This window comes from Clostridium weizhouense (assembly GCF_019431045.1).
GTDB classification, from domain to species: Bacteria; Bacillota; Clostridia; order Clostridiales; family Clostridiaceae; genus Clostridium; species Clostridium weizhouense.
This window is the reverse complement of sequence record NZ_JAHXPT010000003.1, coordinates 271,751-293,220: the sequence shown is the minus strand read 5'-3', so window position 1 is coordinate 293,220 and position 21,470 is coordinate 271,751. Positions and strand designations below refer to the sequence as shown.

General features: G+C 25.5%; 15 protein-coding genes and 1 CRISPR repeat array. Of the genes, 13 read left to right on the top strand and 2 right to left on the bottom strand.

Features of this window, described 5'->3' with window-relative positions:
• The first annotated feature begins 36 nt into the window (after positions 1–36).
• The 5 genes from KYD98_RS05855 to KYD98_RS05835 all read left to right on the top strand — a co-directional run bounded on the left by KYD98_RS05855 (position 37) and on the right by KYD98_RS05835 (position 4,742).
• Positions 37–1,002, top strand: a complete 966-nt coding sequence (locus tag KYD98_RS05855) for an aldolase catalytic domain-containing protein (protein WP_308462436.1) — start codon at positions 37–39, stop codon at positions 1,000–1,002.
• Between the two features lie 103 nt (positions 1,003–1,105).
• Entirely contained in the window at positions 1,106–1,561 is a 456-nt protein-coding gene (locus KYD98_RS05850; RefSeq protein WP_219778738.1) for a Fur family transcriptional regulator, read from the top strand.
• Between the two features lie 227 nt (positions 1,562–1,788).
• Positions 1,789–2,751 (top strand): YybS family protein, encoded by a 963-nt coding sequence (locus tag KYD98_RS05845; protein WP_219778659.1) that lies wholly within the window; start codon positions 1,789–1,791, stop codon positions 2,749–2,751.
• An 85-nt stretch (positions 2,752–2,836) separates the two neighbouring features.
• A complete protein-coding gene (locus KYD98_RS05840) occupies positions 2,837–3,061 on the top strand; it encodes a hypothetical protein (protein ID WP_219778658.1) in 225 nt (74 codons plus the stop codon).
• Between the two features lie 358 nt (positions 3,062–3,419).
• Entirely contained in the window at positions 3,420–4,742 is a 1,323-nt protein-coding gene (locus tag KYD98_RS05835; RefSeq protein ID WP_219778657.1) for an NCS2 family permease, read from the top strand.
• Positions 4,743–4,931: 189 nt separating this feature from the next.
• On the opposite strand, the gene zupT is transcribed toward KYD98_RS05835, so the two are convergent.
• Positions 4,932–5,735 carry a zinc transporter ZupT gene (gene zupT, locus KYD98_RS05830; RefSeq protein WP_219778656.1) on the bottom strand — a complete coding sequence of 268 codons (804 nt, stop codon included), beginning with the start codon at positions 5,733–5,735 and terminating at the stop codon, positions 4,932–4,934.
• Between the two features lie 901 nt (positions 5,736–6,636).
• On the opposite strand from zupT, the gene KYD98_RS05825 reads away from it, so the two are divergent.
• The 6 genes from KYD98_RS05825 to KYD98_RS05800 all read left to right on the top strand — a co-directional run bounded on the left by KYD98_RS05825 (position 6,637) and on the right by KYD98_RS05800 (position 16,150).
• A complete protein-coding gene (locus tag KYD98_RS05825; protein WP_219778655.1) occupies positions 6,637–9,654 on the top strand; it encodes a hypothetical protein in 3,018 nt (1,005 codons plus the stop codon).
• Positions 9,644–11,452: an SWIM zinc finger family protein gene (locus KYD98_RS05820; RefSeq protein ID WP_219778654.1), complete on the top strand. Its 1,809-nt coding sequence runs from the start codon at positions 9,644–9,646 to the stop codon at positions 11,450–11,452. The genes KYD98_RS05825 and KYD98_RS05820 overlap by 11 nt, the downstream gene beginning before the upstream one ends.
• A complete protein-coding gene (locus KYD98_RS05815) occupies positions 11,449–12,936 on the top strand; it encodes a reverse transcriptase family protein (RefSeq protein ID WP_219778653.1) in 1,488 nt (495 codons plus the stop codon). Before KYD98_RS05820 ends, KYD98_RS05815 begins: the two co-directional genes overlap by 4 nt.
• 661 nt (positions 12,937–13,597) lie before the next feature.
• Positions 13,598–14,248: an SGNH/GDSL hydrolase family protein gene (locus KYD98_RS05810; protein ID WP_219778652.1), complete on the top strand. Its 651-nt coding sequence runs from the start codon at positions 13,598–13,600 to the stop codon at positions 14,246–14,248.
• Positions 14,249–14,507: 259 nt separating this feature from the next.
• Positions 14,508–15,548 carry an alpha/beta hydrolase gene (locus KYD98_RS05805; RefSeq protein ID WP_219778651.1) on the top strand — a complete coding sequence of 347 codons (1,041 nt, stop codon included), beginning with the start codon at positions 14,508–14,510 and terminating at the stop codon, positions 15,546–15,548.
• Between the two features lie 140 nt (positions 15,549–15,688).
• Positions 15,689–16,150, top strand: coding sequence for a hypothetical protein (locus tag KYD98_RS05800; protein ID WP_219778650.1), 462 nt, complete (start codon positions 15,689–15,691; stop codon positions 16,148–16,150).
• A gap of 39 nt (positions 16,151–16,189) precedes the next feature.
• On the opposite strand, the gene KYD98_RS05795 is transcribed toward KYD98_RS05800, so the two are convergent.
• Entirely contained in the window at positions 16,190–17,080 is an 891-nt protein-coding gene (locus tag KYD98_RS05795) for a LysR family transcriptional regulator (protein WP_219778649.1), read from the bottom strand.
• Between the two features lie 173 nt (positions 17,081–17,253).
• Here KYD98_RS05795 and KYD98_RS05790 point away from each other — a divergent pair, with 173 nt between their 5' ends.
• Together KYD98_RS05790 and KYD98_RS05785 are read left to right on the top strand one after the other, a co-directional pair.
• On the top strand, positions 17,254–18,480 hold the full coding sequence (locus tag KYD98_RS05790; RefSeq protein ID WP_219778648.1) for an MFS transporter: 1,227 nt from the start codon (positions 17,254–17,256) through the stop codon (positions 18,478–18,480).
• 181 nt (positions 18,481–18,661) lie between these two features.
• Positions 18,662–20,268: direct repeats of the CRISPR family, unit length 30 nt; unit sequence GATTAACATTAACATGAGATGTATTTAAAT.
• Positions 20,269–20,511: 243 nt separating this feature from the next.
• Complete coding sequence (locus KYD98_RS05785) at positions 20,512–21,387, top strand: DegV family protein (RefSeq protein ID WP_219778647.1); 876 nt, start codon at positions 20,512–20,514, stop codon at positions 21,385–21,387.
• The last annotated feature ends 83 nt before the right edge of the window (positions 21,388–21,470 follow it).

The window sequence follows — 21,470 nt, the reverse complement described above, 5'->3', positions numbered from 1 at the left end:
TTTACAAACACTTGATACGACTATAACATTAAAGGAGTGTTTAAAATAGAAAAAGATTATAATGAAGAAGTAAAGGTTATTGATTGCACTATTAGAGATGGGGGATTGGTTAATAATTTTTATTTTAAGGATGAACTAGTTAAAAATGTGTATTCTTCTTGTAGAGAAGCAAAAATTGATTATATGGAAATTGGTTATAAAGCTTCTGAGGAATATTTTTCATATAAAGAATTTGGAAAATGGAAGTTTTGCAAAGAAGAAGATATTAGAAATGTTGTGGGAGAATCTAAATCAGGTACAAAGTTATCTATTATGGCAGATGTGGGAAGAACAAATTTTAATGAACTTCTCCCTAAAAATAAAAGTATAATTGATATGATAAGGGTAGCAGCTTATATACATCAAATTGAAGAAGCATGTGAAATTATAAAAAATATTTCAGACAAAGGTTATGAAACCTCTTTAAATCTTATGGCAGTTTCTTTACTTAAAGAGAGAGAATTAAATAATGCATTAGAGAAGATATCTAAGTCAAAAGTGAATGTTGTATATATTGTTGATAGTTTTGGGGCATTATATACAGATGATATAAAAGATTTAACAAATAAATATCTTAAATATATTAAAAGTAGTGGTATAAAACTAGGAATTCATGCTCATAACAATAGGCAAATGGCTTATGCTAATAGTATAGAAGCTTTAAAAAATGGCGCAACTTTCGTAGATGCGACAATGTATGGTTTAGGAAGAGGCGCTGGAAATTGTTATATGGAACTGATGCTAGGTTATTTAAATTCACAAAAGTATTCAATCAGACCAGTAATACAATGTATTCAGGACAATATATTGCCTCTTAAGGAGAAAATTAAATGGGGACAAGATATTTCTTATATGTTAACAGGACAATATAATATTCATCCAAAATGTGCTATAGATTTCTTAAAAGATGAAAATCATGTTAAAAAGTATTTGGAATTTTTTGATGGAGTAAAAAAATATTAAATGTAAATCTTTAAATAGGATAAGTTAAAATCAGCAGATAGAGTTTTTATTTAATATGATTATGAAGGCTATTATGAATATTTTGATTAATGGGAATGATTTAATGGATAAAGATTTGAGTTTTTACAAAAAACTATTTAAGAAAAAAGGATATAAGTTTACTATACAAAAACAGTTGATTCTTTTAGAAATAATAAATTCTAATACTCATTTATCTGTAAAAGAAATTTATGAAAGAATTAAGAAAAATAATGTTGGGATTGCAACAGTATATAGAAGTTTAAAACTGTTTAATGAATTAAACATAATAAAAGAAATTAACACTAATAATATAAGTTATTATGAAATGAAAATTTTTAGTAAAAAGCCCTTGCACATTCATTTTAAATGCTCAAAATGCAATGATGTAATAGATATTGATGATAGAAATTTAAATTTAGAATTTATTAAATTAAATAAAAAAGTTGAAAAAGAGAGTAATGTAGAAGTAAATGATGTAAATATTATGTTAATTGGTTTGTGCGATAAATGTAAAGCAAATAAAAAATGTAAGGATTAGTAAATTTTCAGATGATAGACTTTTTTATAAGAATAATTCTTTAATTATTAATTGAAAAAATAATATAAAATATTTAAACTACTTTTTATGAACTTATTTTTAAACAGAGTTATAAAAAGTAGTTTTTATTTTAAGAAAGAGAATAGAAATCTTGATTTAAACATAACTTAAAGGTAAAATTACACTATTAACTTTTAGATGACAACAAAGAATGTGGTGATGTACTTTTGGAAATTAAGAAAATGACAGAAGCTGCAATGTTTTCAGCAGTTTTTGTAATAATAAGTCTTCTTGCAATAGAAACAGGATTTAGTTATGTAGGATATTTAGATATAGGAGTTCCTGTTATTATTACATTAATATATTTAAGATGTGGTTTGAAATATACATTTCTTTCAGGCTTAACATCTCTTTTATTAGTAATAATCACGTTAGGTGATATGGCTTCAGCTGTTTGTATGAGTCAAGGCATTATATTAGGACTTTCATGTGGAATTCTTATTTTAAGAAATCAAAGTATTTTTGATGATTTATTTTATGGATCAATTTTTTCATGTTTTATAATGATTATTATAGACATAAATTTTTCAACATTAATAGGATATAGCTTTATAAAAGAGTGTCAAAATTATTTGATATATGTGACTTTTTTAAGTGACTATGGAAAGAAAAATTTATATTATTTTTTAATTGCTTCATTGCCAATTGGAACAATGTTTATAACATATTTTTTGAGCATAATGATAGCAAATAAGTTTAAATTACTTAATGATTTTTCAATTAAGAAGTATATTATTATAACTAAATTTAAGAAATATGGATCGTATATTTCGTGTTCTAAAAAAACTATAAACATAGGAATAGTTTATATAATGTTAATAAGTATAATTGAAACAAAATATAAAAATATAGATTTGTTTATATATCTTGATATATTAATTAATTCAATAAAATATGTAGTTTTATATTTCATAATTCAAGATAGTTATACTATACTTAATAGATTTATGTACTCATTAACAAAATCTAGAATTACGTTAATATTTACACAGACAGGCATTTTATATATGTTAATTAATTTCTTTAAATTAACAAGTATTTTTATAGTATTATTTAATTTTGTCATAGATAAAGTATCAAATTTTAGAGATAAACAAAAGGCAACATTAGATAAATATTTATTAAATTAAGAGCAAGAAGAATTAATCTATAGATTGATTTAAATATTAACTTAATAAAAAGTTCTTAATTATAAAATAATGTAGAGGTGACACAATGAATATATCAACTGAGAAAATAACAAACATATTATCAAAAGAACAAGATGAAAAATTATTACAAGATGTATTAAATTTTTATCTGTATATGAAACAAAAAAAGAGTAGATGTGAATTAAATGAAGTTAGAGAGAAAGTCTGTAATCAGTATGATGAAGGAGAAGAGAGCTCACATTTTAATTCGTTAATAGAAGAGTTAAAATTAAATAATTATATAATATAATGCAATATATTATATTTAATTTAAAGTATTAGACTATAATAAAATTTGTAAGATACAATTTTATTATAATTCTAATACTTTTTATCTTTTGTTTACTAATATATATTATGTTTAAAATAGGAATGTTACTTGATTTTTTTTAAAATTGTTAAATATATATTTTATAATCAAATTATTACATTTCACATATAAAACACGAACTATTAATCAAAACAAAACCTTGAATTGTTCGTTAAAAATCTAAAAATACGAAAAATAACTCTAAAATAACGTAAAAATCCACCTAAACTATTGCAATATATCAAAAGATGACGTATTATAGTTCAGGTAGAAAAATGATTTACGAAAGAGTGATTTAATGAAAAAACTATTTGAAAAGGACGGAATATTAGATAAATATTTCGGACTTACTAAAAACAATACTAATGTTAAAACAGAAGCTATTGCGGGATTAACTACTTTTATGACTATGGCTTACATATTAATAGTAAATCCATCTATATTATCAGCTGCAGGTATGGATCAGGGGGCAGTGTTTACAGCAACAGCTTTATCAGCAGTAGTTGCAACATTAGTTATGGGTTTGTATGCTAAACTACCATTTGCTCAAGCACCAGGTATGGGACTAAATGCATTTTTTGCATTTACAATAGTTATTGGAATGGGATATTCATATCAATTTGCTTTAACAGCAGTACTTTTAGAAGGTATTATATTTATTCTATTAACTTTATTTAATGTACGTGAAGCTATTGTTGATTCAATACCTGAAAATATTAAAAAAGCGATTTCAGTAGGGATTGGCTTACTTATTGCTTTAATAGGACTTGAAGGTGCTGGAGTTATAGTGCATCCAAAAGATAATTCAACAATTTTAGCACTTGGAAATATAACAAGTGGAACAGCTTTGCTTGCAATTGTTGGAATTATAATTACAGGTATTCTTTTAGCTATAAATATAAAGGGTGCATTATTTATAGGCATGATTATAACTGCTATAATAGGTATTCCTTTAGGTATTACACCACTTCCAACTAGCATTATAAGTGTACCACCATCAATTAGTGGAGTTTTATTTAAATTTGAGTGGCATAATATATTATCTGTAGATATGCTTATTGTATTATTTACACTATTATTTATGGATATGTTTGATACTATAGGAACTTTAGTTGGAGTTACAACTAAGGCAAAGATGTTAGATGAGAATGGAAAGGTTCCAAATATAAAGAAAGCTCTTTTAGCAGATGCTATAGGAACTACTTTTGGGGCGTGTGTTGGTACAAGCACAGTGAGTACATTTGTTGAAAGTGCATCAGGAGTTGCAGAAGGCGGTAGAACAGGATTAACAGCGGTATCAACAGCGATAATGTTTGGATTAGCATTATTCTTTGCACCTGTATTTGCATCAATTACTCCAGCAGTAACTTGTTCTGCATTAGTATTAGTTGGATTATTTATGATAGAACCAATAAAAGAAATAAATATTTCAGATTTTACAGAAGCTATTCCAGCATTTTTAACTATAATTATGATGCCATTATCTTATAGTATATCAGATGGTATTGTATTTGGAGTTGTTTCATATATACTATTAAAAGTGTTTACAGGAAAAATAAAAGATATTAGTATAACTACAGTAATAGTAGGATTAGTATTCTTATTAAAATTCTTAATATAAAAATATAGATTATAATATTAAAAATAAATATCTAAGTTAAAAAACTTTCTCTTAACTTGCTTTAGTTAAGAGAAAGTTTTTTTATAATATATATTAACTGATTATTTTATTAACTGAATATATAATATGTTTTTGAACTATTATTCTATTTCATGTGTTTAAATTAAAAGTGATATAAGCTTTAATATATTACAAAAATAATAATAAGCTAACTGCCATTACAATCATACCACCTACTAAGCCATATATTGAAAGATGATGTTCTCCATATTCTCTAGCGGAAGGAAGAAGTTCATCAAGTGATATAAAAACCATTATTCCAGCTACTGCTCCAAAAATAATACCTAATGCGGTATTGTTAATAAAAGGCATTAGAATTAAATATCCTATAATGGCTCCTAATGGCTCAGATAGACCAGAAAGGAATGAGTATACAAAAGCTTTTTTCTTATCACCAGTAGCATAATAAACAGGAACTGATACTGCTATGCCTTCAGGTATATTATGAATTGCAATTGCTATGGCTATTGGTATTGCTATAGATGGAGCTTGAAGGCCAGAAATAAATGTTGCTAATCCCTCAGGAAAATTATGAATTGCAATAGCTATTGCAGTAAATATTCCTGTTCTCAAAAGTTTATTGTTTGAATTAACTTTATTTGAACTCAAATCTTCAACCTTATATATATCATGTGGATTTTCTCCAACTGGAATAACTTTATCAATAAGTGCAATAATAAGCATTCCAGAGAAAAACGATATTACTGTAAGCCAAGAACCTATCTTTAGTCCAAATTCAGATGTAAGAGCATCTTTAGCTTTAAAAAATATTTCGATCATTGATACATAAATCATAACACCAGCTGAAAAACCAAGACTTATAGAAAGAAATTTTGTATTAGTTTTTTTAGCAAAAAAAGCAAAAGCACTTCCTATGCCTGTACACAATCCAGAAAAAAGAGTTAATGAAAAAGCAAATAGAATATTATTCAATATAATTCCTCCTTTGTAAAGATAATATAATGTTAAAATAATTAATTTCATATTATGTCAATTGATACTCAATATCAATACTGTTTATGTTTTATATTATAACGTCTTAAAAGATTTTAATCAATAAGATATTAAATGTAGTTTTAACAAATGTAGGTTTAGAGTAATATTAATCATAATCATTGTACTAATTTATAATAAAAGTTTAAAAAAATTCGCAAAATATGTTGCAATATTATGTAATATATAGTAAGATAAAGGAGAAGTAAGAAACACATAATGCTAATAATATTTAGCATATTGAATTATATAATTTGAATTATATAATAGTGACATATAGTGAGAATCTTTAGCAAGATTTTTACATGGTTATATAATAGAGAAAACACCAAGAAGTATTAATATATTTCTTAAGTGTGTTTTGTTTATTATCATTCATGTAAAAGTCTTATTTTTTTGCATTTTTTTATATTATAAATAGTTTTAATATTTAAGACCGTAACAATATACTTAGTTTATTAATTTTTTATAATATTTGAATTCTATATATTATAAAGTTTAATCATTTCTTAATTATTAATTCAAATGATGCAATTACAAATAATATTTTGAAAGAGTATATAAAACCATTAATAACTAAATTAGACAAAAAAGTTCAAAATTAAACAAAAATATGATAGAATAATGTATAAAGAACTATAAGGAGAAAATATTTTATAATAAATTATAATATCACATTAATAAAAAATGTTCGATAATGTTTATAATATATTTATTTGAATTTGGAATTGGTATATGAATGTTTACGGATAACGATTTCTGAATTTTAGATGAAATAAAAATTCATTTGATATTAAGAACTTTTTTTACAATATTAAAAGAGTAAGGTGGTTTTACTGTTATGTCAAACTCTAAAGAAAATAACTTTTTAAAAACAGTTTTTTCTTTCTTGAAACCGAAAGAAGATTTAATTAAACAAGATAAATTAAATGATAATGAAAAAAGTATAAACTGTTTAATAGGAAACAATAATTTACAAACTAAAACGTGGAAAAAAGAATATAATCCTTTAAGAACTATAGTTTTATGGGGATGGGATAGTGACAATAATCCAAGTTTTCTTATACTTTATGGAAAACATGAGTTTAAAAGTACTGAAAGTGATGGAGAATCAATAAATAATATTCTTGAAGATGAAGTTAAATATACAAGTTATGCCTTTTTTAAAGGTAGTGAAGGGCATTTACCGTCTTTCCAAGCAGTAAGGATTATTGAAGAAGATGGATATTATAATAGAAATAAAGATGAAGAATTTCCTAAAATGTATTATAAAACTGGTATTAAATATAGTTGGTACTGGAACAGAGATGAAAACTATGTTGTTAAAGAATTTAAGAATTTAGAAGAAGAGAATAAAATCATATTAGATTATTTTACAGAAATAACATATGAAGAATGTGTAGAAAAGATAGAAGCATTAAATATAAATTTTTCTGGTTTTAAATTAGCTAAACATCCTAACGAAATTCTTAAATTAGATACGGAATATTATAAGTATTATTCAAATATTTATAATATGCTAAGTCATAAAAATCTGTACATGAGAAAGAAGAATCTAAAACAATTAATTGAAAGTAATCCACCAAAAGAGATATATGATTTGATTTTAAATGTTGGAAGTACTGAGGTAATATCAGGTTTATTTTTAGAACTTGCAAAACAAAACAATGCATTATTAATAGAAGAAGCAAGAAACATTATTTTATCTGATATAAATTGGGCTGCTGAAAGTTATAATAAGGGTGTAAAAAGATGTATAGATATTTATATAAATTCATTAAATAAAGAATTAAGAGAAAATAGAGAAAATTTAATACGTGAACACCTGCATGAAATGGATTTACACCTTATTCATATTAATGGTAAAGATATTCCTAAAAATAAAATACTTGAAGGTGCTAAGTATAGAAAATATGCTGCTCAAGAACTTTTAAGAGAATACTATGGAAGATATGATTATGAAAAAGGTGAGTGGGTAGAAAATAGAGCTCCTCAGCGTTATAAAAAAGGACTTTATACTGATGGAGTAATGTTGAATACTATTACTCTTAAAAATACAATAGAAGAAGCAGAAGCTTATGGTTTAGCGGATGTAATTGGGAAGATAGCTTATTATTTAGATGCTCCAAGATTAACTTATTATTTTAAAGGCAATGGTAAAAGTAAAGAATTAAAATATTTTAAAAGATATGTAAGAAGAATTATTGATTCTTATGCAAAGAATGATCCGAAAAAATTTATAGAGGCCATGAAATCACTTTTAACAAGTTATACAAAATATGATTATGTGTGTAAATTTAAAGGTAATTTCCAATTTAATGATTTTATAAAACATTATTTATATTATGACTTTAAAGAAAAACCTCCTGTTGGTTGGGATAATTGGTATGCTAGGCATGAATGGATGTCAAATGACCAATTAATTAAACTTCAAGGAAGATACGAGTTCATGAAAGAAATATGGGACAACCATTTAGAAGATGTATTATACATTGCTGTTAATTCAAATATTGATCATGTATTTAAAGCATGTTATTACATATTAAAGGATTCAGAAAAAACTAATGAACTTATAAACAATATGTGCTATAAAGAGTTAATTGATTTAACTCAGGTTTCTTATGAACCACTTGGAAATATGTTTAAAGAAATTCTTACAGACAAGATAAATAAAATTAATAAATTTGATTCAAGATTAATGATAGATTTGATTAATAGTAATAGTGAATTTATTAATGATCTTGCAATGAGTTTCTTCAAAAGGACTAATGGATTATTTAAATCTAGTGATATATTAGATTTAATGTTCTTAGATGATCTTGATAAATGGATAAGTTTATTTAAGAATAACCTTCTTTCTTTAGATAGAAATGGATATTCAAACTTTATAAAATCTATTATAGACAATAGTGATAAATTTAAACAGCATAATATTAATTTATCTAAAGATATTAAAGACATATTATCACTTTCTACAAATAAAGTTGAAAATATTTTATTTAATGAAAAAGTAGATTTAATATTATATGTTATTTCATCAATTTTTGAAAAATCTAATATGCCAGAATGGATTGAATTATTTATAGAAGAAGTGATTTTTTCAATTTCATATGAAGAGTTAGAAAATTTACTTAAAGAAATTAATATAGAAAGTAAACAAAAAGCAATTTCAATGAGAAATAGACAAGTTATTTCTATTTTAGAAGCTATAAAAAATAATAAATTACTTTCTGATGCTCAATTTATAAGTATATTAGAATCTGGTACATCTCAAATGATTAAAATAGTATTTGAAATTATTATGGAGAATAGTGAAGAGTTAAGCAAAAGATTTTCTACATTATTAATTATGTTTGAATCTGATGTAACTATACTTAATAAAAAAGCAGAAGAAATTTTTGAGAGTATGGAAAAGGAAGAACAAAAGAAATTACATGGTATGATAATTGATTCTCCAGTAAATAAAGTTTACTTATTTGGACTTAGAAAATTAGATGAAATTTATGGGGATTTATTTCCTAAAGAATTTATTATTCAAATGTTAGAGCATACCTCTAGTGATGTAAAAGCTTATATTTCTAACAAAACAAATGAAATACTTAATAATTTAGGTAATGGAGATGAAAAACTTTTCATGTATTATATAAAGACTTTAATATTCCTTCCTAATAGGATTTCTAAGAGTAAAAATAATATATATGAAGCTATTCCTAAATTTGCAGTTAAACATAAAAATAAATTAAAAGAACTTGAGGAAATTTTATTAGATATTGGAGGTTCTAATATAATTATAGATTCAGAGCGTGCGCTTGTTGCATTAGCACAAATAAGAAAGGGGGATATGTCTCTTGAAGGTTAATTATGAATATGCAAGTCCATCAATGTGTATAAATCAAGGAGAAGAAACAGTTTTAGGATTAAGCCCGGATCTTTCTAGAGATGAAAAGGTATCTTTTTTAGGTAAATTAAAGCATCCTCTTATTTTTAGAGATGCAATGCTTATGCTACGTGAAATTGTCGTTTCAGATATGACTCAAAAAAAGAAAGAGAGAGTTGAATTTTTTGAATGGCTTGATGGAGAAATTGAACGAAGAATTTTAAAACATCAACAATATTTACCTGAAGTTAGAGAAAATCTTAATAAGGATATGAATGCATTATTAGATGAAATAGAAGATAAAAATTCCGATATATTTAAGTTAATTGATATTAAAAATAATCTAAAAAAAGAAATTGATAAACATGATATATGGAAAGATTATTATAAGATTGAAAAAGACTTTTGGAAATTTATAAAAGACAGAGATTTGGATCTTTGGTTTGTTTTAGATCCTGTAATAACAGTACATCCAGATCAAGTATCTTTTGAAGCATTTTCTGTAGATGAGTCTACATATGGTTGTTTATCAATTGATATGGAAGAATTTGAATTACTTCAAAAACCATCTTTAGGAACAACTAATATAGATTTTTCAGCTAAGTTAGCAAAAGAAATTGAAAGATTTAGAACATATAGTGATGTTAAACTTTCAGTTAATCCAGAGGGATTTGGAGTAGAAAGTGGAGTAATGCCTGAACATATGGAAAAGAAAATAGATCTTCCTGAAACATGGATAAAAGGTTTTAATCAAGTTTCTTCTGCTTCAAGTTTAGGAGGAATAGATATTGAATTATCACCAATAGATATGTATGATATATGTTCATTTTTAAGAAGACATAAAGCTAAAAAAAGCCCAAGATATATGAAATGGGTATTAGAACCTAATAAACCAGTAAAAATTGTTTTTGAGCCATTTGGAACTACTCTTACACTTAAATCAATATATAATGGTGAAAAGAAAAGAGAAGAGAAGATATGGGGAAGAAGACGTTGGTTAGTTTTAGAAAAGATAATTCCTTTAGTTAAATCTTTTAAGGTAAGACTTCTTGGATTTGGAATGCCACAATTCATTATAGGAGATATGGGAACTATGAAGATGACTATTGGACTTTCATCATGGTCTTCTAATGATTGGGTAAAAGGAACAGCATTTAATATTTTAGGTGGATTTATTGGAGACGGAAACTATGAAAAAGTTTATAGACTATTAAAAGAAAAACGTTTTGCTTCAATAGAAAATATTTATGAAAACTTAAATGAAGATTCAAAGAGCATTAATAAAGCTGGAATTGGTATGGTTTTAAGGCGTGGTGAAGGATATTATGATCCAATAAATGATACTATAAGATTTAGAAGATTATGCAATGAAGAGCTTCCAAATGAATTATATGAGACAACGAGTATGGAACTAAAAGTTCAGGAACATATAGAAGAGGGAATGGACAAGTTTAGTGCTCAAATGACAGAAGATAATCAATTTATTTTTAAACATTCACTAAAAACACCAAATCCTAAATATAAAAAATGGAAATATTATAGAACAGATGATTTTAATAGAGAGTTTGATTTGACAGAAACTTTATTGACAATAGATGAAGAAGGTCAAATTTCAAAAGTTAAATGTAATTGTAGAGATTTTAATAAGGGACCTAGAAACATTTCAGCTCCTTGTTCACATATTTTAGCTTTATATATGATGTCTACAAAATTTTTGAAATTAAAATTAGAACCAAATAAAGAATACAAAATTAATGATATTATGGAGACGGTACTATGATGGAGAACCAAGAAAATAATATGAATAACAGAAAAAACTATAGAGAAGCTGTAAATACAATGGGTAAAAAGGAATTTACCCTTATAAAGATGCAAGAGTATGGGTTTTGGCCTAAAAATTTACCTACACCTTATGAAAGACAAGAAAGTGAAACAGAAGAACAATATAAGGAAAGAAAATGTTTATTAGAAAAATATGAAAAAGTAATTGATGAGATTTCTAAATTATATGAGGAAAAGGATAAGATCAATTTAAAATTAAGAGAGCTTCAAAAAAAATATGATGAGACTTGGGATTATGAAAGAATTAGATTAGATGTATCTAAAACTATAATGCAAGAGTCTATTGAGAGACGTGCTGAAAGAAAAAGACAAAGAGAACTTGAAAAAGAACAGCGTTCTGAAGAATGGAAAAAAGAAAAAGAAAATAAAATTGTATTTATAGGAAAAGGTTATTCTTCTTTACTTTATGATAAAGAAACTGATGAAAATAAGTTGTTATTACAGGAATTACCTATTATAAAAGACGATAAAGAATTGGCTAATTTCCTTGGAATAGAATATAAGAAATTAAGATTTTTAGTTTATCATAGAGACGTTATTTCAGTTGATAATTATCATAGATATACTATTCCTAAGAAAAAGGGGGGAGTTCGTAATATCGCAGCTCCTAAATCAATATTAAAAAACTCACAAAGAATAATTTTAGAAGAAATTTTATCAAAAATTCCTACAAGTAATTATTCACATGGATTTTTAAAAGGGAAATCTGTAGTTTCAGCAGCAAAAGTCCATGTTAAAAAGCCAGATTTACTTATTAATATTGATCTTGAAGATTTCTTCCCAACTATTACATTTGAAAGAGTGAGAGGAATGTTTAAATCTTTTGGATATTCTGGGTATGTGGCATCTATGTTAGCTATGATTTGTACATATTGTGAGCGTATGAAGGTAGAAGTTAGAGGAGAAGAAAAGTATGTTAAAATATCAGATAGAATTCTTCCACAAGGTTCACCTGCAAGTCCTATGATTACAAATATTATTTGTGTAAAATTAGATAAAAGATTAAATGGATTATCGACTAAATATGATTTTATTTATACAAGATATGCAGATGATATGAGCTTTAGTTTTACAGGAGATATTAATGAACTTAGTGTTGGAAGCTTTATGGGATTAGTATCAAAGATAGTTAAAGAAGAGGGTTTTAATATAAATAAAGATAAAACAAAGTTTTTAAGAAAAAATAATCGTCAATGCATAACAGGTATTGTAATAAATAATGAAGAAATTGGAGTACCTAAAAAGTGGATTAAAATCTTAAGAGCTGCAATTTATAATGCTAATAAAGTTAAAAATAGTGGAGAAATATTATCAAATAAAGTTATAAATGAAATATCAGGAATGACATCATGGGTAAAAAGTGTTAATGAAGAGAGATATAAAGATATTATTAATGACGCTATGAATTTAATAAATAATTAGTTATTTTTTATAGTAAAATGTTTAATTAGAAAAATGAGTTTTAAATTACTATTAAGAAACTACTATATTCTAATTAATTTATAATATTTTTATAGAAAATGGTGTATTGAATTAATAGTATATAATTGGAAATATATATTGTTTACGAGTTTACTTATTTAGAGTGCATTAATAAATATTATTTAAAATGAAAAATAATATATAAAAATAGTCAAAAAATGTTGAAATTTAGTTTTTAATATGGTATACTTTAAAAAGTAAGAAAAATGAAAATTAAACATAGATTTCTTGGCCTTTATGCTGTGGTGTTGCGCCACGGTGGAGATTTGTCAAATACACATCATTAGGTTGCGCGCAATTCGCTACGCTACCAATACTGTGGGCATTAAAAATCGAGCCTTCGGTTATGCCACAGTATTGGTGCTACGCTGAAGTGTCACAACCAAATATAAGAATTGTTAGCAAGAAATCTATGAGATTATAAGATTACCTTCTATTTTTAATATTGAAGGTAATCTTTTTTTGTGATAATTTAAATAAAGTTAAAGATTTCAAAATCTTTGCATATAATAAAATTTATGAATGAACATAATAAATTATAGTAGTTAATTGGAGATTATAACGTAGTCTACACAAAATATTTAAGGAAGGAAGTTTTTAAATGAAAGATATACTTTGTTATGGAGATTCAAATACATATGGATTTAATCCTGAAAATAATGGACGATATGATTATGATAAACGTTGGACTGGTATAATGCAAAATATATTAGGAAATAAGTATAGAGTTATTGAGGAAGGATTGAATAGTCGTACAACTGTTTTAGATGATCCATATTATGATGATATAAAAAATGGTAAAACATATTTTCCAGCATGCATTAAATCTCATTATCCATTAGATTTAATTATTATAATGCTTGGAACAAATGATTTAAAAGAAAAATTTCATGTATCACCTTGTGATGTAGCAAAAGGAGCAGCTATTCTTACAAAAATGGCTCTTGATATTACAGCAGAAAAAAGTTTAACTAATATTCCATCAAAAGTTTTATTAGTATCTCCTATACATATTGGTGAAGGAATTAATACATCTCAATCTGGAGAAGAGTTTGGTTATATGAGAAGCTATGAACTTTCTAGGAATCTTGCAAAGAATTATGAAATAGTTGCCAAGGAACTAAAAGTAGAATTTATTGACGCTTCATTAATTACTAAAGCTTCTGAAATTGATTCACTTCATCTTTCAGAAGAAGGACATAAATTACTAGGAGAAGCACTTGCAAAACGTTGTATTGAAATATTATCTTAAATTTAAATAAATATATTTTTAAGATAACATTTTATATTTGCAATGTTAGAATTTAAATTCTCTTTTTATAAATATAAAAATAAACAAAATGCTTAATTATTGTATAATATTTTTATCTTGAATAATAATATGGTATAGGTCAACAGATAAATCAGTCAGATTTTTCTTACATATGTTTGAAAATTTAGATGTGTAAAAAATCGATTTTCCACAGTCTCTTAGTGATTTTTTATATATAAAATTAATTGAGGTAAAGAATATGAAAAGAAGCATCAAGTTTATAGTAGGATTTATATTTGTTTTTATTATAGGATTGTTTTTGGTTATAAGAAATTTAACTGAAACCAATAATGGTAAAATTGATATGTATGTGGCATTAAACTTACAGATAGATAAATTGATTAATCCTAAGTCAATTGAAGAAAAGTCAATTGAAGAAATTAGAAGTTATTTAAATATGAATTCTAAGAAGTTTTCAAAAAAGTCTATACAGTTTAATGTAATTGAAGATAAAAATATAGAAGTAAATTCTAATAAGATACCAGTACGTATATATAAACCAGAATCAGATACAAAACTTCCTATAATTATTTATTCTCATGGAGGAAGTTGGATTGCAGGTAATATTGATACACATGATAATGTTTGTAGAAAGATTTCCCAAAATACAAAAGCTATTGTAATATCTGTAGATTATGGTCTTGCACCAGAGCATCCTTTTCCAAAGGGTGTTACTGATGTTTATAATACAATGGAATGGGTATATAAAAATGCAGCAAGTATAAATGGAGATGAAAAAAATATAGCTCTTGTAGGAGATAGTGCAGGAGGGAATATCACAGCAGTAGTTTCTTTAATGACAAGAGATAGAAAAATTTATAATATAGCTTGTCAAGTACTTATATATCCATCTACAAATATATTTGAATTAAATACTAAATCATGGTCATATTTTGCTGATAAATTTTCCACGTCTAAACAAGAAATGGAAAAATATATTTCGTTATATGTACCAAGAAAAGAGGAGAGAAAAAAACCATATGTATCACCACTTTTAGATGAAAATTCTGAAGGTTTACCAAATACTCTTGTAATAACAGCAGAAATTGATCCACTTAGGGATGAAGGAGAAGCTTATGGTAACAAGTTGAAAGAAATGGGAATTGATGTAGAGATGATAAGATTTAATGGTGTTACTCATGGATTTATTACAATGGATAAGATAACACCGAAAGCAGATGAAGCATTAAAGCAGGTTTCTTTATATTTAAAGAAGGAATTTGATAAAAATAAAGAATAATTATAGCTTAAACAGTAATTTAAACGTTAATTTTATTAAAAATGTTAAAATATAATTAAAATATATTGTCTAAAATATACCCTAATAGTATAATTGTACAGGAAAATATAGAATATACTATTAATTAGGGGGAAGAACCAATGAAAAGCTTTAAAAAATTAATTTTAGCTTTGTTTGTATTTTATGGAATAGCACTGTTAAATCCAGTAAAAGCTAATGCAGCTTGGAGACAGAACTCAACTGGGTGGTGGTATACAGAAGGTAATTCTTGCTCAACTGGTTGGAAATTAATTAATGGAAATTGGTATTATTTTTATCCAGATGGATATATGGCACATGACACAATTATTGACGGATATTATTTAAATTCTAGTGGAGCATGGACTAACGGTGTTAGTAATAGAGACTTTTTTAAGGCAGAACAAAAAGTAAAAGAATATCTTGCAAACAACGGAAAACGTATTGCAAGTAGAATTGAATATGATCATATGGATGAAAAGTCTTATGTAATTCATTGTTATGATATAGTTAAAGGGCATGCAGTAACAAGTGGATGGTATTATGTAGACAAATCTAATGGAAATGTTAAATCAATGTTTTAAAATCAAAAAATCTAGGAAAAAATATTTTCCTAGATTTTTTTATATAAGTTCAAACATTTCTATAAAATTACGGGAAATATTTGATAAAGTTTTATTTTTAGGCCATATTAATCTTAAGTAGGATTCAATAGAAGGCTCTAATATCTTTTTTATTTTTAGATTAACATTAGGTAATATATTAGATGCAGTAAGAGGTAAAATGGAAATGCCTATTCCAGCTTTAGCCCAACTTAATGAAGTAATAATATCATCATTTCTGCATATTATCTGTGGTTCAAATCCAGCTTTATTACAAGTATTTTTTATAATTTCCTCATACCTTCGGTTAATTATTAAGGGTTTATCTTTTAAATCTTTAAGAAAAATTGTACTACTTTTAGTGTCATGATAGAATTCAGCTTTTGCAATTGCGACAAAGTAGTCATTTATGCTGTTTTTAAGATTATCTTTAATTATAAAAGAATTGTATAAAGAAGTATTAAAAGGTTCTCTAACAAATCCAACATCAATTAATCCATTATTTAATAGTTCCATTATTTTAAAACTATTACCTTCATATATTTCATACTCTATTTTAGGATATTTTTTACTAAATTCCTTTATTTTTTGTGGTAATACATTAATTCCAGAAGAGCAAACTGTTCCTATACCTAATGTCCCTTTAAGACCATCATTAAAATTTTTCATTTCATTTACAGTTGATTTATATAATTCAAGTAATTGTTCAGATTTATTTTGGAGTAAAATGCCAGCTTCTGTTAATTCTAAACTTCTACTTGTTCTATTAAATAAAATTACTCCAAGTTCTTCTTCTAATAATTTAAGTTGTTTACTTAACGGAGGTTGAGAAATGTTTAATTTTTTAGCTGCTGAAGTTATATGACCTTCTTCAGCTATAGTTAGAAAGTATTTAAGTTGCCTTATATCCATTATCATTCACCTATTTATTTATATCTTTTAAGTATAAATCTATTCCTAATATGTATTTTAAATATAGATGTTCTATTGATATAATAATAAAGAATAAATTATATTTTTACAAGTAAAGATAAATAATTAAAAATTACTTAAAAGTGTAAATTTACATGAAAAGAAGGGTTAATATGAACAAAAAATTTATAAGGCTATTTGCAGCTGGACATTTAGTGACAGATATTTATCAAGGAGCATTACCAGCAATGTTACCATTTCTAATATCAGAAAAAAATCTAAGTTATGCAGCAGCAGCTTTTTTAATTTTTGCAGCTAATGCAAGCTCATCAATAATACAACCATTATTTGGAGTTTATGCAGATAAAATTTCACTTCCATGGGCACTAGGAACAGGAGTATTGTTAGGAGGCATTGGAATTGGATTGTCAGGAATCATTAGTAGTTATAATGTAATATTTGCTTTAGTAGCTTTAAGTGGAATAGGAATAGCATTATATCATCCTGAAGGTGCAAGACTTACAAATAAATTTTCAGGAGAAAATAAAACGACAGCTGTTAGTGAATTTGCAGCAGGCGGAAATATTGGATTTGCATTAGGTCCAATAATAACAACAATTGTTTTATCATTTTGTGGTTTAAATGGAACAATAATATTATGCATTCCAGCAATAATTATGGGAATAATTCTTTTATATCAATCAAGACACTTTTCACATAGTGAACATGAAAAAGTTAGTGAAGATAATTCTATAAATTATAAAAAAGAAGTAAAAGTTGATGATTGGAGAGGATTTGGAAGGCTTACAGTTACACTTCTTTGTAGATCTACAGTATTCTTTGGAATTAATACATTTTTAGCTCTTTATTTTGTACATGTGTTAAAACAATCAGAAGTATATGGAAGTATAGCATTATCTACATTAATTGTTGTAGGTGCGGTTGGAACATTATTTTCAGGAAAACTTGCTGATAAAGTTGGAAATAAGAAAATAATAATTCTTGGATATTCTGGATTATTTCCATTATTAATAGCATTTTTAAATATTAAAAACCCTATAATAGTAAGTATTATCTTAATTCCATTAGGATTTTTCTTATATATGCCATATAGTCCTATGGTAGCACTTGGACAAAAGTATCTTCCAAATCATGTTGGACTAGCTTCAGGAGTAACAATGGGGTTAGGAGTAACAATGGGTGGAATTATATCTCCAATACTTGGATGGGTTTCAGATAATTATGGAATACATACTGCGTTAAGTGCTTTAATAATAATGCCAATATTTGCAGTAGTCTTAGCAAGAAAGTTACCTATACCTAATGAGGATATAAACAATAAAGGAAAAGAAGGGAAAAGAATAGTAAATATTAAAAAGATATCAAACGAAAGCTTATAATATATTTTTACCAGGTGATTGATTCAATAGAAGTACTCTAAAACTAGGTAAATAAACGGTTTAGTTGAGTTTTAAAACAATTAAGTCAATAGTTTAAAATCACTTGGTAAAATTTTTGTAATGTGTTAGTATTACTGTATTAGAGAAATTTTAACATTTTAAGAATGGCTTATTTTCAATGGATTAACATTAACATGAGATGTATTTAAATTTATTTACCATAGCTATATCTACAGACACAATTCGATTAACATTAACATGAGATGTATTTAAATCAATTCCAACATGGTTCTTGTAAAGTTCTTGCTTCTGATTAACATTAACATGAGATGTATTTAAATTTTTCATCTACTGAAACTTCTGCATTTGCAAACTTGGATTAACATTAACATGAGATGTATTTAAATAATTTTTTTAGAACATTTACTGATAGTAGTGGTAAGATTAACATTAACATGAGATGTATTTAAATAGAAGTTATATAACCGAATGTGGAAAAAAACTATTGGATTAACATTAACATGAGATGTATTTAAATGAGACAAATTCATCTCCTACTTATCGTCCTTATGTTAGATTAACATTAACATGAGATGTATTTAAATGGCTTATTTTTTCTTTATTAATTATTCTTAACTTCTGATTAACATTAACATGAGATGTATTTAAATTTTGACAAAGCTTGGCAAACTAATGGTGAAACAATAGATTAACATTAACATGAGATGTATTTAAATCCGATTGGTTTAGCAGTTGTTGCTATAGCAGCTATAGATTAACATTAACATGAGATGTATTTAAATTATCTTTTTTATTTTTAACATGCATTATGTTTTGCAGATTAACATTAACATGAGATGTATTTAAATGGTGATTGTAAAGCTAAAAAAGAATATAACTATAAGATTAACATTAACATGAGATGTATTTAAATAGATATTGATGCAATAATTGCTGAAGCGACTCAAGGATTAACATTAACATGAGATGTATTTAAATGATTATCCTAAGATAGATGTTGCTGTTAAAGTATTTGATTAACATTAACATGAGATGTATTTAAATAGTTACTGGTAAAAAGTTTTTTACTTATTCAAAAAAAGATTAACATTAACATGAGATGTATTTAAATCCTTGATAAATATTAAGAATATAACTTGTACCCTTGATTAACATTAACATGAGATGTATTTAAATTTTTTATCCTTGTCATATTGCAAATAACCACCCTTTGATTAACATTAACATGAGATGTATTTAAATTAGAGTATGACTATAAAAATAAAAAAGGTGAGATTAGATTAACATTAACATGAGATGTATTTAAATGCTTAATGGTTTTGTTACTGGAGGACAAACCATTACGATTAACATTAACATGAGATGTATTTAAATTTACCCAACCCCATAAGCCTTATATACTCCTTTAAGATTAACATTAACATGAGATGTATTTAAATGTTCTTCATCCTGTAGTAGCTTTTTAAACTTTAGATGATTAACATTAACATGAGATGTATTTAAATAATATAATTGATGATATGTTAGAACAGGCATCAAGATTAACATTAACATGAGATGTATTTAAATATTACAGTTAAAGGTGTTTCATAACAATATGTTTTAAGATTAACATTAACATGAGATGTATTTAAATTTTTTTTCCAACCTCCTTACTTCTATTATATGTTAGGATTAACATTAACATGAGATGTATTTAAATTAGAATTAATACTTTTTATTTTGTTTAAATCTTAAGGTTAACATTAACATGAGATGTATTTAAATTTTCCTATATGAAAAGTTAACTATAATAAGTATAAAAGATATTTTAGAAAAGAATTAAGCTAAACTTTAAAATTTAGTAAAATTGTGATATAATTAGCATGGTTATAATATTTCCTATAAAGCTATATGTAGTTAATTTTATTAATATATAGTTTTATAGGAAATATTTTTGTTAGAGATTTATTTTATTAATAAATACCAAGGCATTATATTAAATAAAAAAACAGTAAGGATGTATGATATATGAATAAATTTATTATAACAACTGATACAACAGCAGATTTACCGAAGAGCTATTTACAAGAGAATAATATAGGACTATTAGCAATGTCTTTTCAAATGGAAGGTAAGGAATACTCAGGAGATGAAGACTTAGATATAAAAGATTTTTATGATAAAATGCGTTCGGGATTAATGCCAACAACAGCACAAGTTAATCCTGAGCAAGCAAGAATAAAGTTTGAAGGATATTTAAAAGAAGGATATGATGTTCTACATATTTCATTTTCTTCAGCACTTAGTGGAAGTTATAACAATACTAGACTTGCAGCTATTGAATTAGAGGAAGAATATAAAGATAACAAAGTTATAGTTGTAGATTCTTTAAGTGTTTCATTAGGTGAAGGTCTTTTAGTTGATAAAGCTGTGAAATTAAAGAAAGAAGGTAAAAGTATTGAAGAAACATTTAATTGGTTAGAGAAAAATAAGCTTAATGTATGTCAATACTTTACTGTAGATGATCTTAATCATTTATATAGAGGAGGACGTGTATCAAAAACTACAGCAATTCTTGGAACTGCTATTGGTATAAAGCCAATTATTCATGTAAATGATGAAGGAAAACTTGTGCCTATATCAAAAACAAGAGGACGTAAACAATCTTTAAATAAATTACTTGATAGTATGGAAAAATTAATGGGAAATTATAAATCTCAAAATGACATAGTATTTATAAGTCATGGTGATGCAAAAGAAGAAGCTGAAATTGTAGCTGATAAAATTAAAGAGAGATTTGGTTTTGAAACTTTTTTAATTAACAATATAGGTCCTATTATTGGATCGCATTCTGGTCCAGGAACAGTTGCAGTGTTCTTTATGGGAGAAAATAGAAAACTATAATAAAATTAATTATATTAGAACTAAAATAAATATAAAATAATAAAAAGAGATACAATTTAGTAAACTCTACCTTTTGTTAAGGA